The sequence below is a fragment of the Desulfovibrio sp. MES5 genome (assembly GCF_002237645.1).
Lineage (GTDB): Bacteria > Desulfobacterota > Desulfovibrionia > Desulfovibrionales > Desulfovibrionaceae > Desulfovibrio.
This window is the reverse complement of record NZ_MJUZ01000011.1, coordinates 146673-162851: the sequence shown is the minus strand read 5'-3', so window position 1 is coordinate 162851 and position 16179 is coordinate 146673. Positions and strand designations below refer to the sequence as shown.

Annotated in this window: 13 protein-coding genes; 10 read left to right on the top strand and 3 right to left on the bottom strand. The window is 59.8% G+C overall.

All coding sequences use genetic code 11. From position 1 onward, the window contains the following. The first annotated feature begins 129 nt into the window (after positions 1–129). The gene (locus BCS36_RS04075; RefSeq protein ID WP_291301738.1) at positions 130–990 is read left to right on the top strand and encodes an FAD/NAD(P)-binding protein; all 861 of its coding nucleotides are present in this window, start codon (positions 130–132) and stop codon (positions 988–990) included. 389 nt (positions 991–1379) lie between these two features. Here BCS36_RS04075 and BCS36_RS04070 read toward each other — a convergent pair whose 3' ends face one another. The 3 genes from BCS36_RS04070 to lysA are packed head-to-tail and all read right to left on the bottom strand — an operon-like array spanning position 1380 to position 5066. Then, on the bottom strand, positions 1380–2273 hold the full coding sequence (locus BCS36_RS04070) for a phosphatidylglycerol lysyltransferase domain-containing protein (RefSeq protein WP_291301634.1): 894 nt from the start codon (positions 2271–2273) through the stop codon (positions 1380–1382). A gap of 53 nt (positions 2274–2326) precedes the next feature. Next, positions 2327–3739, bottom strand: a complete 1413-nt coding sequence (locus BCS36_RS04065; protein ID WP_291301633.1) for an MATE family efflux transporter — start codon at positions 3737–3739, stop codon at positions 2327–2329. A 49-nt stretch (positions 3740–3788) separates the two neighbouring features. Beyond that, positions 3789–5066, bottom strand: a complete 1278-nt coding sequence (gene lysA, locus BCS36_RS04060) for a diaminopimelate decarboxylase (RefSeq protein ID WP_291301632.1) — start codon at positions 5064–5066, stop codon at positions 3789–3791. A gap of 290 nt (positions 5067–5356) precedes the next feature. On the opposite strand from lysA, the gene BCS36_RS04055 reads away from it, so the two are divergent. The 9 genes from BCS36_RS04055 to BCS36_RS04015 all read left to right on the top strand — a co-directional run bounded on the left by BCS36_RS04055 (position 5357) and on the right by BCS36_RS04015 (position 15798). Continuing rightward, positions 5357–5779 (top strand): peptidylprolyl isomerase, encoded by a 423-nt coding sequence (locus BCS36_RS04055; RefSeq protein WP_291301631.1) that lies wholly within the window; start codon positions 5357–5359, stop codon positions 5777–5779. A gap of 157 nt (positions 5780–5936) precedes the next feature. Then, a complete protein-coding gene (locus tag BCS36_RS04050) occupies positions 5937–8129 on the top strand; it encodes a glutamine synthetase III (RefSeq protein ID WP_291301630.1) in 2193 nt (730 codons plus the stop codon). 303 nt (positions 8130–8432) lie between these two features. Beyond that, positions 8433–9890, top strand: coding sequence for an anthranilate synthase component I family protein (locus BCS36_RS04045; protein WP_291301629.1), 1458 nt, complete (start codon positions 8433–8435; stop codon positions 9888–9890). Further along, entirely contained in the window at positions 9871–11463 is a 1593-nt protein-coding gene (gene trpD / locus BCS36_RS04040; protein WP_291301628.1) for an anthranilate phosphoribosyltransferase, read from the top strand. Before BCS36_RS04045 ends, trpD begins: the two co-directional genes overlap by 20 nt. After that, positions 11453–12343, top strand: coding sequence for an indole-3-glycerol-phosphate synthase (locus tag BCS36_RS04035; RefSeq protein WP_291301627.1), 891 nt, complete (start codon positions 11453–11455; stop codon positions 12341–12343). The genes trpD and BCS36_RS04035 overlap by 11 nt, the downstream gene beginning before the upstream one ends. Then, complete coding sequence (locus BCS36_RS04030; protein ID WP_291301626.1) at positions 12333–12968, top strand: phosphoribosylanthranilate isomerase; 636 nt, start codon at positions 12333–12335, stop codon at positions 12966–12968. The genes BCS36_RS04035 and BCS36_RS04030 overlap by 11 nt, the downstream gene beginning before the upstream one ends. Beyond that, positions 12965–14155 carry a tryptophan synthase subunit beta gene (gene trpB / locus BCS36_RS04025; protein WP_291301625.1) on the top strand — a complete coding sequence of 397 codons (1191 nt, stop codon included), beginning with the start codon at positions 12965–12967 and terminating at the stop codon, positions 14153–14155. Before BCS36_RS04030 ends, trpB begins: the two co-directional genes overlap by 4 nt. A gap of 2 nt (positions 14156–14157) precedes the next feature. Beyond that, positions 14158–14925 carry a tryptophan synthase subunit alpha gene (trpA, locus tag BCS36_RS04020; protein ID WP_291301624.1) on the top strand — a complete coding sequence of 256 codons (768 nt, stop codon included), beginning with the start codon at positions 14158–14160 and terminating at the stop codon, positions 14923–14925. A 597-nt stretch (positions 14926–15522) separates the two neighbouring features. Further along, positions 15523–15798: a DUF2325 domain-containing protein gene (locus BCS36_RS04015; protein WP_291301623.1), complete on the top strand. Its 276-nt coding sequence runs from the start codon at positions 15523–15525 to the stop codon at positions 15796–15798. Positions 15799–16179 lie beyond the last annotated feature (381 nt).

The window sequence follows — 16179 nt, the reverse complement described above, 5'->3', positions numbered from 1 at the left end:
AACGACTCCCAGGCGGCCGCTCCCGCAGCTGCGGCCAAGGCCGCTGAAGTCCAAACCGAAGCGGCAAAGCCCGCAGCCGCGCAGGCGGCTGCGCCCAAGGGGCAGCCCCAGGCTCAGGCCAAGGGCGGCATGCTGCGTGAAATAACGCCCCGCCCGCAGCCTTCGGGCAACCCGTACCTGCCCATGCCCGCCACCGTGGCTGAAGCTATTCAGGAGACAGGCAACATCCGCACCCTTCGCGTGGTGCTCGACGATGCCGACGCCATGAAAAACTTCACCTACGAACCCGGCCAGGTGGGGCAGCTCTCCGTCTTTGGCGCGGGCGAGTCCACCTTTGTCATCAACTCGCCGCCGTCGCAGAAGAACTATCTGCAGTTCTCCGTCATGCAGGCAGGGGAAGTCACCGCAGCCATCCACCGCCTGTCGCCGGGCGACAAGGTGGGCGTACGCGCGCCGCTGGGCAACTTCTTCCCCTACAATGACTGGAAGGGCAAAGACATCTTCTTTGTGGGCGGCGGCATAGGCATGGCCCCCATCCGCACCATCATGATGCACATTCTGGAAAACAGGAAGGATTACGGCAAGGTGAGCCTGCTTTACGGCGCGCGCACCCCCCGCGACATGGCCTTCAGCTATGAGACTGAAGACTGGCTGCGCCGCGACGATCTGGACTGCACCCTGTGCATCGACGCGCCCTTTGAAGGATGGGAACACAAGGTCGGCCTCATACCCAACGTGCTTACCGAACTGAACCCTGATCCCAAAAACTGCGTGGCCGTGCTCTGCGGGCCGCCCATCATGATCAAGTTCACGGTGCAGGCTCTGGAAAAACTGAAGTTCGCTCCCGAAAACATCGTCACCACCCTCGAAAAGCGCATGAAGTGCGGCATCGGCATCTGTGGCCGCTGCAACATCGGCGGGCGCTACGTCTGCGTGGACGGCCCGGTGTTTACCTGGAAGGAACTGCAGGAACTGCCGCCTGAAATGTAGCGCGCATTGACGTTGAAATGATTTATGGGGAGGGGCCTTTTTTAAAAGGCCCCTCCCCTCGTTTGTAAGGGCCTGGGCTGTGGCCCATTGCACTGTCGTGTGGGGAAGGGCAAGTGGCGCGTTGCGACACTGTGCAGGGCGGACGTGAGTAAAGATACTGGGAGCGCTGCTCGGCTCTGTGGGGGAGGGACCCTTTTGTAAAAGGGTCCCTCCCCCACGCAGCATCCCCACAAAGCACTTCCCCAAGCATTTCACAGTGCCATTGTACCGCCGGGCAGAAATGGAAATCCCCCATGCCCGCATCACGCGGGCCATGGGGGATTGTATCCCTTGGCAGCGTCCCCAAAAGATCGGGACATTCCATCAGATTTTGGTAAAAAGCCCAGGCATCAGGCTTTGCGGATGCGAACCTTGTACTTGCGCAGAAAATCGGCGGGCAGATAGGTCATTTTGGCCTGACGCAAGCCTTCTTCATCCAGGTCCTGCGCGCGGTTTATATAGGTGAATCCGGCTCCGGCACGGCGGGAGAATATGCAGTTAATGGTCTGGTACACGCCCTTGAACCCGCTGAGACCTTTTTCATAGTGAACGCCGAGGTTCTCGCCGTCCAGGTTTTCGCCAACGCTGAAGGCCACCATTTTTCCATCTACATAGAGGGAGCCGCCCACAAGCCCGCGAAAGCAGTTCCAATGGCTCAGCACGCGGTTAATGGCCTCATTTTCGGCCATCAGGGACGGGGAACCCTCGCATTCATGCCACTGGCACCAGTCGTCCTGCACGGCCAGCACGTCTTCCACCATGGCGTCGTCAAGGCTGCGGTAGTCCGGCTCGCCGTAGGTTTTGATATAGCTGTTATAGTGATTGCGCTTTTTGTGATAGCGGTTGCCCGGCAGTTCCGCCAGCTCTTCCTGCTTGTAGAGATACTCCCACTGCCCCCTGTCTTCTTCTGGGTCCACGAGGCCGGGCAGGTGTTCCTGCCATGTGTGCAGAAGCTTTTCCGGCACGCGCACTATATTATGGGCGGTTTCGCTGAAGGAGCAGGGCAGAAGGCTTTTCCAGTCCACGGCGTTCCAGTCGCCCACAGGGGCCCAGCAGACCTGGTACGGGCGGGTCTGGCGTATCCAGCACAAATTATCGTCAAAGCACCATTCAAGACCGTAATAATCCTGCCAGCCCCAGAGGTTGGCAAGAGTATAATCCAGCGAGCGCTGGGGGGTGCGCTGCCAAAGATCATAGTATGCCTGGCTGCTGTCCAGGCTTACGGGAAGAAAGTTTTTACTCACGATATTCTCCTTGAAGGGGGCAGTATCAGCTGCCGGGGAACCCTTTCGGGCGTCTAGGCATGGTTGGGCTGGCGGCTGCGGCTCATGACAAAGCGCATCCAGTCGCGGCGAAGCACCACGTAGAGCATGATGCTGGTTTGCAGGCACTGGGAGACAAGCATGGCCACAAAGACGCCAGAGGCCGTGCCCCAGAGGATATGGCCAAGAAGCCAGCCGAGGGGAAGGCGTACCAGCCAGAAGGTGCCGCCAAAAATCATCAGGTTGTACTTGGTTGCTCCAGCCCCTGTCATGACGCCGCCCATAACGGTGCTGGCGATGGAAAATGGGGTGGAGAGCAGGTTGTAGGTCAGGTAGTTGACAATCTGGGCCTGGGTGCCCGGCTCCTGCGAAAGCAGCAGGGCGATATCCTGCCTGAAAGGCCAGAGCAGGGCGGCAACAAGGCTCATGGCCAGAGCTGAAAAAGCCACCATTGTAAGGGCGACCTTTTTTGCTTCTTTTGGCTTGCCAGCGCCAAGGCTGTTGCCCACAAGAACGGCCACGCTCATGTTGAACGCCATGCCGGGCAGAAATAACAGGGCTTCCACGCGCAGACCGGCAGTGAGCCCGGCCAGGGCGTTGACGCTGTCAAAAGGCAGGGAGGCCACCAGTACGAAAAGGGTCAGGTACCCGGATTGCCAGACAATCTGCGCGGCCCCGGCGGGCAGCGCCACCTTGAAGAGATAGGGCAGCCCTGCCTTGAGCCAGCGTAGCGTGGGCAGGGTGCGGCGTTGCAGATAGCCGGAATTCATGAGCAGGGCGCAGTTGCATATGGCGCCGAGGCATTGCGAGCCCACAGTGGCCCACGCGAGGCCCATATAACCCCAGTTGGGCAGGCCAAACCAGCCCAGGCCAAAGCCAAGGCAGGCCAGCAGGTTGACAACGCAGACAATGGCCGCCACCCACAGGGGCGGGATGACCTGGCGCGTTGCGCGAAACATGACGCCCGTGGCCGCGTACACATACTGGGCGGGCAGCGCCAGCATGCCTACCTGCCAGAGCTCTTTTGTGAGGGGCTTGATGCTGTCGGGAACCATGAGCATGCCCAGGATGGCATCGCCAAAATACCAGCCAAACAGCGCAACCACAAAGCCCAGGGCAAAACAGCCCAAAACGGTCGTGCCTACGTACCGTTGCGCGCGCGCCACCTTGAGCGCGCCAAGCGACTGGCTGACGGCGGCAGTCGCCCCGCTGGAGATGGCCATGGCAACCACCATGAGCAGAATGCCGCACTGGTTGACCATGCCAAGGGCGGCCTGAACCTCGGCGCTGATCTGCCCCGCCACCCACACGGCCACAAGGCCCATGAAGAACACAAGGTACATCATGAGCATTTGGGGCCATGTGAGGCGCCATACGGCGCGGGGCGAGGTGCTCAGATCGGGTGTGGGCCGACTCTGAAGAGCGGACAGACCGCGTTGTTCAATCACGGCAGAATCGCAGTTCCGTTACGGCAGTCCGTTACGAAGTTATATGTGACTATTCTAGGCCCTCAAGGCAACGGGCCAGGTCTTCAAGAGATTCGCGCCGCCTGATGAGCCTTGCCGTGCCGTCGCTCTGGATGAGCACTTCGGCCGGGCGCTGGCGCTGGTTGTAATTGGAACTCATAGTAAAACCATATGCGCCCGCGTCAAGTATGCCAAGCACATCTCCCTCGCATATTTCCGGAAGTTCGCGATCCTTGGCAAGGATGTCGCCGCTTTCACAAATATTGCCCACCACGGTCTGCACCATATTTTTGCGGGGCGTTCCTCTGTCTTTACCATAGATTTCAACGTCGTGGAAGGAATCGTACATGGCGGGGCGCACCAGAACGTTGAAGCCCAGGTCCGTGCCCACGTAACGCTTTTCGCCATTGTTTTTTACGGCGTGCACGCTGCCAAGCAGCACGCTGCATTCTGCGACGACATAGCGGCCCGGCTCAACAAGAAAGCGCCCGGTGTAGCCGGTTTTTTCGGCCCATGTGCTGATGAGGGCGTGCAGGCGGCTGCCGAGTTCCGCCATATCCAGGCGGGCTTGCCCCTCGTACTTGTGGTAGGGGATGCCGAAACCGCCGCCGAAGTCGATGACTTCAAGCGTGTTCAGCGCGCCTTCGGGCAGTTGTTCGGCCAGATGCAGCAGCACTTCTGCGGCGTTGAGGTAGCCTTCGGCCTCCATAAAGAGGGAGCCTATGTGCTGGTTGACGCCCGCCAGAGTCATGTCGTGCTTTTTCAGCAGGGCGAAGACTTCGTCCATCTGGCCGGGGTTGACGCCAAACTTGGTTTCCTTGCCAGCGGTCACGACCTTGGCATGGTGGCCTGCGCCGATGCCGGGATTAAAGCGCACCATAACCTTGCCGCCCTTGTTGATGGCGCCGAGGTCGTCCAGTTGGGAGAGCGAGTCCACGCTGACAAGCAGGCCGTGCGCAAGGGCTGTTTGCAGCTCCTGACGCGAATTGTTGTTGGAAATATACAGGATCTGTTCGGGGTTGAAGCCAGCAAGCTGATCCATATACAGTTCGCCGGGGCTCATGGCATCCACCACCAGGCCCTCTTCACGCACCATGCGCAAAAGCACGGGGTTGGCGTTGGCCTTGATGGAGTAGTTGACGCCAAAGCCCGGATGGCTTGAAAGGCCCATGAGGTCGCGGCACCGCTGGCGCAGCACGTCCTCATTATACACATAGAGCGGAGTGCCGAAGGTTTCTGCCAGTTCGCGCGGAGTGTGGCGGCCGTAAAAGTGCTGATTATCAGTGTAGATGGAGCGGATGTCGGACATAGATACCTCTGGGATGCCTCAAAAAATTTCTGTTGCTGCCCGCGCCCGGGCAGTAGTTCACCTCTGGGGGGTAATTTTTAATTATCCCGGTCATGGTCTGCACTGTCAAGCCTCGCCTGCGGGCAGGAGCGCGCGTACGCACTGGCACATTGACATAAAAAGCGCGCCGTGTTTTGGTTCTTTTTTTGACAACGGGCGCTTTTCATGCGCTTGTGCCGCAGGACCGCGCATATGCAACCATGCGGCAGGGCACCCGCCAAATCGCCCACAGACCACCATTTGGAGTAGTTATGCCTATCAAGAAAGGCGACACGGTGCGTGCGCACTATACGGGAACCCTGGAAGACGGCACAGTATTCGACTCTTCGCGCGAGCGCGACCCCCTGGAATTCGTCATGGGCAAAGGCATGCTCATTCCCGGCTTTGAGTCTGCCGTGGAAGGGCGCGAAGCCGGCGATACCGTCACTGTGACCATCGCCCCGGCCGAAGCCTATGGCGAAGCCGACCCGGAACTGGTGTTCACCGTGGCCCGCGCCCAGGTGCCGGATCACATCCCCCTCAATGTGGGCGTGCCCCTGCAGCTGTCCAATGAACAGGGCCAGATGGATGTGACCATTACTGAAGTGACCGCCGATGAAGTGACCCTTGACGCCAACCATCCGTTGGCGGGCAAGTCCCTCACGTTTGAAATCGAGATCGTCGGCGTCAACTAGAGCAAGCATCAGGCCGGCGGGCGACAGTCTGCCGGCCTTTTTTTCAAGGCTTTGCGCCATGTGGTTGTTTGGCGTTTTGCGGCCCGGCCCGTAGGCGAAAAAGTTTCAGAACGATATTTTTTTGGTGCGTCAGCCCCTTTTCGACGCGAGGTTGTATATGAGCAGCAAAATAGCCAGACACAATGCCATTCAGGCCATCACCACCTACAAGCCTGAAGCGGCCCCTCTCAATTTCGCCGACACCAGGCCCACAGACATTTTTGGCTGCAACGTTTTCAATGACCGCGTCATGCGCGAGCGCCTGCCCAAAAGCGTGTACCGCTCCCTTCGCAAGACCATTGAGTTCGGCCAGCGCATGGACCCCTCCATCGCCGACACCGTGGCTGCGGTCATGAAGGATTGGGCCATTGAAAAAGGGGCCACTCACTTTACCCATATTTTCTACCCGCTTACCGGGCAGACCGCCGAAAAGCACGACAGCTTTCTCATGCCCGACGGCTCTGGCGGCGTGATTGCCGAATTTTCCGGCTCCATGCTCATTCGCGGCGAACCCGACGCTTCTTCCTTTCCGTCCGGCGGCCTGCGCTCGACGTTTGAAGCGCGCGGCTACACGGCGTGGGATGTGACCAGCCCCGCCTATATTATGGAAAACCCCAACGGCACCTTTTTGTGCATCCCCACCATGTTCCTTTCGTGGACGGGCGTGGCTCTGGACAAAAAAACGCCGCTTCTGCGTTCCAGTCAGGCGCTCAATCGCGAAGCCAAGCGCGTGCTGCGCCTTTTCGGACAGGAAACGGAACTGCCGGTGGTGGCGTATGCCGGGCTTGAGCAGGAATACTTCGCCATTGACCACAATTTCAATTTTGCCCGGCCCGACATACAGATAGCCGGTCGCACCCTCTTTGGCGCGCGTCCGGCCAAGGGGCAGGAATTCAGCGACCAGTACTTCGGCGTCATTCCCCAGCGCGTGCTTTCCTATATGATGGAAGTGGAGCGCGAGCTTTACAAGCTGGGCGTGCCCGTGCGCTGCCGCCACAATGAAGTGGCCCCCAGCCAGTATGAAATCGCGCCCCTGTACGAGGTCAGCAATCTGGCCGTTGACCACAACCACATCATCATGTCCACCCTGCGTAACGTTGCCAAGCGCTACGGGCTCAAGTGCCTGCTGCACGAAAAGCCCTTTGCCGGGGTCAACGGCTCGGGCAAGCATGTCAACTATTCCATCGGCAACGCGGACCTCGGCTCGCTCTTTGATCCCGGTGAAACGCCGCACGCCAACGCCAAGTTTCTGGTGTTCTGCGCGGCCATGATCCGCAGCGTGCACAAGTTCGGCGGCCTGCTGCGCGCCACTGTGGCCAGCGCCAGCAATGACCACCGCCTGGGCGCCAATGAGGCCCCCCCGGCCATCATGTCCATCTTCCTCGGCGACATGCTCACCGAAGTGTTCGAGGCTTTTCGCGCCGGACGCATTGACGATGCCGCCAACGGCAAAAAACGCGGCGCGCTCAACATCGGCGTGGACACTTTGCCGCCGCTGCCCGCCGACCCCGGCGACCGCAACCGCACGAGCCCCGTGGCCTTTACCGGCAACCGCTTTGAGTTCCGCGCTCTTGGATCCAGCCAGTCTGCGGCGGGCTCCATTACGGCGCTCAACGTCATCATGGCGGATTCACTGGGCTTTGCCGCCGACTGGCTTGAAAAGGAAATGGGTGAGGGCCGAAGCTTCAATGAAGCTCTGGAATCCTTTATCAGCCATGTCATTGAAGAGCACAGCGCCGTCATTTTCAACGGCGACGGGTACTCCGAAATCTGGCACAAAGAAGCGGTACGGCGTGGTCTGCCCAACCTGCGCACCACCCCCGAAGCGCTGCCAGTGCTTGTCAGCCCCGAAGTGGTGGAAGTCTATGAAAAGGCGGGCGTGCTCAACAAGGCGGAACTGCGGGCGCGTCAGGACATCTATGTGGAGCAGTACTGCAAGACCGTGCGCACCGAGGCCAACCTTGTTATCCGCATGGCCCGCACAATCATATTCCCCGCAGCCATGCGCTATCAGGGCGAGCTGGCGAGCACTGCCGCCAGTATGCGGTCTCTGGGGCTGGAAGCCAAAACCATCACCCTTGAAGAAGTGACCGAGCAGCTCCGCCAGATGCAGTCAGCCATAGCAGCGCTTGAGAGCGTACTGGGCGAGGCTGACGGCCTGGGCGTGGGCTTTGATGCCGCCCGCCGCTATTGCAGCGAGGTGCTGCCGCACATGGCCAGGGTGCGGAAGCATGCGGACATGCTGGAAACCCGCGTGGCGGACGACCTGTGGGCGCTGCCCAATTACCAGGAAATCCTGTTTGGCAAGTAAGCGTTTTCGCTGGCGGAATTAAACCCGCCTGCGGTTTTGTCGCATAATAGCAACATGTTTCTGTTGACAGCAGGCAGGGACATGTGTAGTTTAGCAAAAAAGTAAAGGAATCAGGTAGTCGCATGAACTCTTTCTCCAACACCATTTCTTGCAGCCTTCAGGGCTGGTGGTGGCGCAATCAACTGCGTGGGGGAGACGTGCGGGCTAAATAGTTCCGATACGTTGGCATAGCTGTATTCAGGCGCCGTCTCCCCCAGGAGGCGGCGCTTTTTTTGTATGTTTAAAACCCAAAGGATGCGGCAGATGAAAGAGAACGGTGACAAGTTGCACTCGCTTACGCTGCGCCAGTCTGCCCGCTGGTTGCCAGCGGATATGGATACGCCCATCAGCCTGTTTATGGGCATGGTGGGCGCGGGCAACGGCATTTTGCTGGAAAGCGCCGAGGTTGATGGCCGTTGGGGCCGCTACAGTATCCTTGCCTGCGACCCGGCCCTCTTCATCTTCTGCCGCGAGGGCAAGCTGGTTCTGGATGTGAAGGACCAGAGGCTGTCGTCCCTCGCAGGCCTTGAAGGCCGTCCCTTTGTGGAGGGGCTGCGGGAGCTTATGGGACGCCTTGAAATCGCCCCGGCGGAAAATATCGCCGGTCTGCCGCCCATCACCCGCGCCCTGTACGGTTACCTTGGCTTTGGCATGGCGGGGCTCTTCAATCCCAGCCTTGCCAGCATCATGCCCGAAAACGAGGCCGACTGCATACTCATGCTGCCTGCCACGGTGCTGGTCTTTGACCATCTGTACAACCGGCTCTGTCAGGTGAGCCTTGGCGAACACCGCGCCCTGCAAAGCGCACGCCAGTCTCTGGAGCCGCGCGCCGGAACCAGGGGCCCCGGGCCGGACATCGACCCGGACAAGGTGTGCGCAGAACCCGGCGAAGAGGGCTACAAGGACTTCGTGCGCAGGATCAAGGAGATGCTGCGCCAGGGCGAAGCCATCCAGGTGGTGCCTTCGGTGCGGTTCTCCACCCCCTTCATGGGCAATCCCTTTGAGCTTTACAGGCGCATGCGCCGCTTCAACGCTTCGCCCTACATGTTCTACATGTCTTTTCCCGAGCTGACGCTTTTCGGCTCTTCGCCTGAGGTCATGGTGCGCTGCACTGCGGGTTGCCTGCAGCTTTCGCCCATCGCAGGCACGCGCAAGCGCGGGGCGGACGACCTGGAAGACGCCCGCCTGGCTGCCGAACTTCGCGATGACCCCAAGGAGCGGGCGGAGCATGTCATGCTGGTGGACCTGGGCCGCAACGACCTTGGCCGCGTGGCCCGCCCCGGCACGGTGACTCTTGAACGCTATATGGAAGTGGAGCGGTACTCCCACGTCATGCACCTCACGAGCCGGGTTTCGGCCCGTCTGGATGCGGGGCTGGACGCTCTGGACGTACTGGCGGCCACCTTTCCGGCGGGCACGGTTTCCGGCGCGCCCAAGATCCGCGCCATGCAGATCATCCGCGAGCTTGAAGGACGCAGCCGTGGCCCCTACGCGGGCTGCATCGGCTGGCTGGGGCTCGACAAGGACAGCGTGAATCTGGATATGGGCATCACCATCCGCAGTATGTGGCTGCGCGACAACAGGCTTTTCTGGCAGGCGGGCGGGGGCATAGTCCACGACTCGGACCCGGATATGGAATGGAATGAAGTGTGCAATAAATCAGCCATCATGCGCCTGGCCCTGCGTGCGGAGGACGAAGAAAATGTTCTTGCTCATAGATAATTACGATTCCTTCACCTACAATCTTGTGCAGGCGTTCTACGCCCTTGGGCACAAGCCTGTGGTGCTGCACAATGACGACCCGGCTGTGCTGGAAATGGCCGCGAACCCGGAACTTGCCATGGTCTGCATTTCACCGGGACCGGGGCATCCTGCCAGTGCGGGCTTTTGCCCTGAATTCCTCAAACGCCTGAGCCCCAAGATTCCAGTGCTGGGCGTGTGCCTGGGCCATCAGCTGCTTGGCCTGCACGCCGGGGCGCGGGTAGAGGTCGGCCCCTGCATCATGCACGGCAAACAGTCGGAAATCGTGCACGACGGTACGGGCCTGTTCTCGGGCCTGCCCAACCCCATGCGGGTGGGGCGCTACCATTCGCTGGTGGTCCGCGCCGATGAGGACGCTGAAAATCCCCGGTTCACGGTGACGGCTCGCGGCCCGGAAGGCGAAGTAATGGCCCTGCGCTACAATGACCGCCCCTGGGTCGGGGTGCAGTTTCATCCCGAATCGGTGCTGACGCCCGACGGTTTGCGGCTGCTCGGCAACTTCCCCCAGTCCGTCATGGGCGCGGGGAGCGATGCCAGCGACTTTGCGACCATTCTGGACACGCTGGCCCGCGGGGAAGACCTCAGTGCAGAGATGGCGGCAGCCGGTTTTGCCGCGCTTATGGACGGCAAAATGAGCCCGGCTCAGGCTGGCAGCTTTCTCATCGGGCTTCGCATGAAGGGCGAAAGCGCCCTTGAGCTGGCCCACGCCACCCGCGCCGCCCTGGCCAGATCAGTGCGCGTGGACGGCATCTCCGGCACGACCATTGACGTGGTGGGTACCGGCGGCGACGGGCGCAACTCTTTCAACTGCTCCACGGCCACGTCCCTCATTCTGGCGGGGATGGGGTACAGGGTTGTAAAGCACGGCGGGCGCGCCGTTTCTTCCAAGTGCGGCAGCGCCGACGCTTTGGAGGCTCTGGGCATCGCTCTGGACAACAATCCGGCCTCTGTGGCCGAAATGGTCAAACGGCGTAATTTCGCCTTTTTGTTCGCGCCGTATTTTCACCCGTCTTTCGCCAATATCGGCCCTGTGCGCAAGGAACTTGGCGTGCGGACGCTTTTCAACATCCTTGGCCCCATGATCAATCCGGCCCGGCCCAGCCACCTGCTCATGGGTGTGGCCCGCCCGGAACTGGTGAAGCTTGTGGCCGAAACCCTCCTGCAGTCGCCGCTTTACCGGGCCGCCGTGGTCTGCGGCGCTGGCAACTATGATGAAATAACGCCCATTGGCCCTGCCCAGATGGCCGTGCTCCACGCGGGCACAATGACGCAGATGACCCTTGATCCTGCGGAGTTCGGCATCGAACCCTGCAAGGTTGAAGACCTGTCGGTCGACGGCAAGGAAGAAGCTGTGGCCGTGCTCAAGGATATTCTGGACGGCAACGGGCCGCGCGCCATGATGGACATGGTCACGCTCAATGTGGGCCTGGCCATCTACCTGTTGGAAGAAAATATGGACATGGCCCTGTGTATGGCCCGTGCCCGCGAAGCCGTGAGCGGCGGTTTCGGCAGGAAGGTGCTGCATGCTGCTTGAGCGCTTTCGTACGGCCAAACAGGCAGAGGTGGACGCCCTGCGCCTGCTGGCAGACCACGGCGGCATGCCCGCGCCTCTTGAGGGGCCGCGTCCGGATTTTCTGGCGGCTCTGCGCGGCGCATCCGGTTCTCCTGTTGTCATTGAGGGCCGTCCCCTGACGGTGGTGGCGGAATACAAAAGGGCTTCGCCTTCACGCGGCATAATCTGTGAAAGCCTTGAGGTGGAAGAGGTGGCGCGCCAGTATGCCGCGGCAGGAGCCGCCTGCCTCTCCATCCTGACGGAAGCCGCGCATTTTCGTGGCTGCCTGGAGTATCTTGATCGAGCGGCGGCCGCAGGTCTGTACGCGGGGGCGCGTCCGCCCCTGCTGCGCAAGGATTTCATTTTTGATCCCTTGCAGGTGGCTGCCACGGCGGCTACCCCGGCATCGGCCCTTCTGCTCATCGTGCGCCTGACGCCGGATGCGGCCACGTTGCGTGCCCTGCGCGAACAGGCTGAAAGCCACGGCATGCAGGCAGTGGTAGAGGTTTTTGACCGTGAAGACCTGCTGCTCGCGCGTGAGAGCGGCGCGCGCATCATACAGGTCAACGCCCGCGATCTGGAAACATTGAAGACAGACAGGGCGGCAGCTCTGGATCTGGCCCGCGCCTGCCCCCCGCAGGAAGGCGAAACCTGGATAGCCGCCAGCGGCATCGGCAGGGGCGAACACCTGCTGGCAGCCGCACAGGCTGGCTTCCACGCCGCGCTTGTGGGCAGTTCCCTTATGGAGGGGGCGCAGCCGGGGCGCGCACTGTCCAGGCTGCTGAAAGAAGCGGCGAACGATGCGCGCGTCCTTGGCGAAAGCCGGTCGACACCGGGGGAGGGCGGCGGTCATGCTCATTAAGGTCTGCGGCTTCACCCGCCAGCAGGATCTGGATACGGCGTCCTCACTGGGGGCGGGCATGTGCGGTTTCATCTTTCATGCCTCCAGTCCACGGAATGTGACTCCGGCCCATGTGGCATCCCTTGAAAGTGGCAAAATGCTGCGCGTGGGTGTTTTTGTGAACCAGACAGCGGATGAAATATGCCGCATAATGGCTGAAGCGCGGCTGGACATGGCCCAGCTGCACGGCAAACAGGATGTGGAGTGCGCCAGGGTCGTGGGAGTGCAAAGGGTCATACGGGTCATCTGGCCGGGCCGTTATTGTCACAGGGCACTGCTCTATAATGAACTGCAAAAGCATGCCGGGGCCTGCGCCTGCTATCTGCTTGACGCTGGTCTCGCAGGGGGCGGCAGCGGAGCCAGCCTGGACTGGCAGGATTTGAGCCATCTGCCTGCCCCGCATCCTTGGCTGTTGGCAGGGGGGTTAAGTGCGGATAATGTGGGACAGGCGATACGCCTCTGCTCACCTGACGGCATAGATTTGAATTCCGGCGTTGAAGATGCGCCGGGCCTGAAAAATGCGCAAAAGCTGGCAGCCGCTCTGGTGGTTGCCTCCAAACAGAAAGGCAATGGGTATTTGTCATGAAAAACAGATATTTTGGCGAGTTCGGCGGTTGCTTTGTGCCTGAGCTGCTCATGCCGCCCCTTATGGAAGTGGAAGCGGCCATGCACAGCATCTATCCCACCGAGGCCTTTCAGGCCGAGTTGCATGATCTGCTGCACAATTATGCCGGACGTGAAACCCCTTTGACCCATTGTCCCACGTTGTCGCGTGAGCTGGGCTTCGATCTCTGGCTCAAGCGGGAAGATCTGCTGCACACGGGCGCGCACAAGGTGAACAATACGCTGGGGCAGGCGCTGCTTGCCAAACATATGGGCAAGACGGCCCTTGTGGCCGAGACCGGCGCGGGGCAGCACGGCGTGGCTACGGCCGCCGCAGCCGCCCGTCTGGGGATGGAATGCACGGTCTACATGGGCGCTGAAGACGTGGAGCGCCAGTCCCCCAACGTCATGCGCATGAAGCTTCTGGGCGCTATCGTCCACCCTGTTGAAAGCGGAACCCGCACCCTCAAGGACGCCATTAACGAAGCCCTTCGCGCGTGGATCAGCAGCCAGGAAACCACCCACTATTGCTTCGGCACGGCTGCCGGGCCGCATCCCTTCCCCCTGCTGGTGCGTGAACTGCAAAGCGTCATTGGCCGTGAAACCCGCGCCCAGATGCTTGAAAAAACCGGCAGGCTGCCAGACGCCGTGGTGGCCTGCGTTGGCGGCGGCTCCAATGCCATAGGCATGTTCCATCCCTTCCTTGAAGACGCGAGCGTGCGTATTATCGGCGTGGAGGCGGCAGGCACCGGCGAACCGGGCTGCTTCAACTCCGCCCCCCTCAACCTGGGCACGCCTGGCGTGCTGCACGGCGCGTACAGCATGCTTTTGCAGAACAACGACGGCCAGGTGGAACCTTCACACTCCATTTCCGCAGGTCTGGACTATCCGGGCGTGGGCCCCGAGCATTCCTGGCTGCACAAGACCGGCCGCGCGCAGTACGGCATGGTCAAGGACGCCAACGCCCTGACCGCGTTCCAGCGTCTGTGCCGCGCCGAGGGCATCCTGCCTGCTCTGGAGTCATCCCATGCGCTGGCATGGGTGCTGGACCATCCGCATGAATTCAAACCTGGGCAGCAGGTGGTGGTCAATCTTTCAGGCCGGGGAGACAAAGACCTTGGCATCATCAACAAGGCCCTGGGTTTTGCCCAGGGGCAGGGCGAGGTGTAGTCATGAACCTGCTTGAAGAAAAAATTCGTAAGGCCACTGCCGCAGGGCGTCCGGCTCTGATTCCTTTTCTTACTGCCGGATTTCCCAACCAGACGGACTTTTGGCCCACACTGATGGAACTGGATGAAAACGGCGCGGACATCATTGAAATCGGCGTGCCCTTTTCTGATCCGGTGGCCGACGGTCCCGTGGTTGAAGACGCCTCACGGCGCGCTCTGAGCGACGGCGTAAATCTGCGCGGCATCCTGGCGGATCTCATACAGCGCAAGGGCCTCATTCAGGCTGGCGTGGTGCTGATGGGCTACCTCAATCCATTTTTGCAGTACGGCTATGAAAAACTGGCGCAGGACGCGGCCAAGGGCGGCGTTCACGGATTTATCGTGCCCGACCTGCCCCATGAAGAGGCAGAACCCCTGCGCTGCGCCCTGAAAAAAGAGGGTATTGCGCTTATCCCCCTGGTTGGCCCCAATACCAGCGCCGAACGCATGGCTCTGTATGCGGCCGAAGGCGAGGGCTACGTCTATGTCGTCTCGGTTATGGGCATTACTGGCGAGCGAAGCAATGTGGCTCCCAAGGTTGCGGAAACTATGCGCCGGGCGCGCTCTGTCTTCAAGCTGCCTCTTGCCCTGGGGTTCGGCCTGCGCGAACCGGCGCAGCTGGAAGCCCTGCCAGCCGACGCCAGGCCCGATGCCGTCGTTTTTGGCAGCGCCTTGCTCAAGCACCTTGATGAAGGCAAGAGCGCCGAAGAGTTCATGGCCCGCTGGAAGTAACAGTAGACGTATAGTTTGAGCTATTTCGCGGTGAAATGTTTTTGGGGGGGGAGGGCCCCTTTGCAAAAGGGTCCCACGCCCCCACCCCCTAAAACTCTTATTGTATGTGGCTATAACGCAAAGAGTTGTTTGATCTGAGGCGGAAGGGGAGGGGGGAGCCGACTACCTTTGAAAAAAAGGGCACGCTCCAAAACTGCGCAAAAGCACACGCGCCGCAACGTGGCGGAGATTCAGCCCAAAACGTATTTTTCGGCTGAAAGGAAAATTGAAATGTGAAGTATTTCAAGGGTGGTCTGATCTGGAAGCTAGTCTTTAAGGATCACGCCAGCAGACACCGTCACGTTCAAAGATTATTTACTCTGGCCTCGCGCCTCTCTGTCATTACAGCCCCCTTCACACCGAAGGGGGCTTTTGTGTTTTAAATAAACATATAATATTAATCAGTTATACATTAATAAAATTATTTTTTAAAATACTGGGGAAAAAGAATAAATTCGCTTGACATTGAAATTGAATTTCAATTACAAATAAGACAACGCGATTCACCCATACCGGCGCTTACCGCTTCGGCGGGCCCGACATAGCAAGGAGCAGAGCATGTGCGTAACACTTATAGGCGGCATGGACAGGTTGCAAAAAGATTACATAGCTGCGGCCAAGGAAAACGGGCATTCCCTCAAGTGCATCAGCCGCAATGAGCGGAACTTCATCGAAAAGATCGGCAATCCCGACGCCATGATTGTTTTTACCAACAAGATTTCTCATGAAGCCAAGCGCAAGGCCGTGCAGGTTGCGCGCTCGCGCAATATCCCCCTGCAAATGGTGCATTCGTGCGGCGTCTCCTCCCTGCGTGAATGTCTGCGTGGCTCATAGGCAGAGGTGACGTTCAGGGTTTGACGGCATCATCCCCAAGAGGAGAGTCTCATGGCTCCAGTGAATCGCCCGACTGTGGAAGAAGACTCCGCAGTCGGGCGAATATTTTAAATACTGTAAAAATGTTCTTATGTCTTGGCTGGATAGGCGGTGAACGGGCAAAAAAAATTTCAGTCCGCTTGACATTTTTTCGGCAACCATATAAACCCGCTAGGACTTTGGAATTCATTTTCATTTTTTTCGGGGAACCCAGACGTCATTAAATGGCGGTGGCGGGCGTGCGCAGGACTCTATGGTGCCCGCCCAGGAACTGTCACAATCAGAGCTCCAGGACGGCTAGTATGAGCAAGTTTTCCGGCATGATCATGATTCGTGATCTGC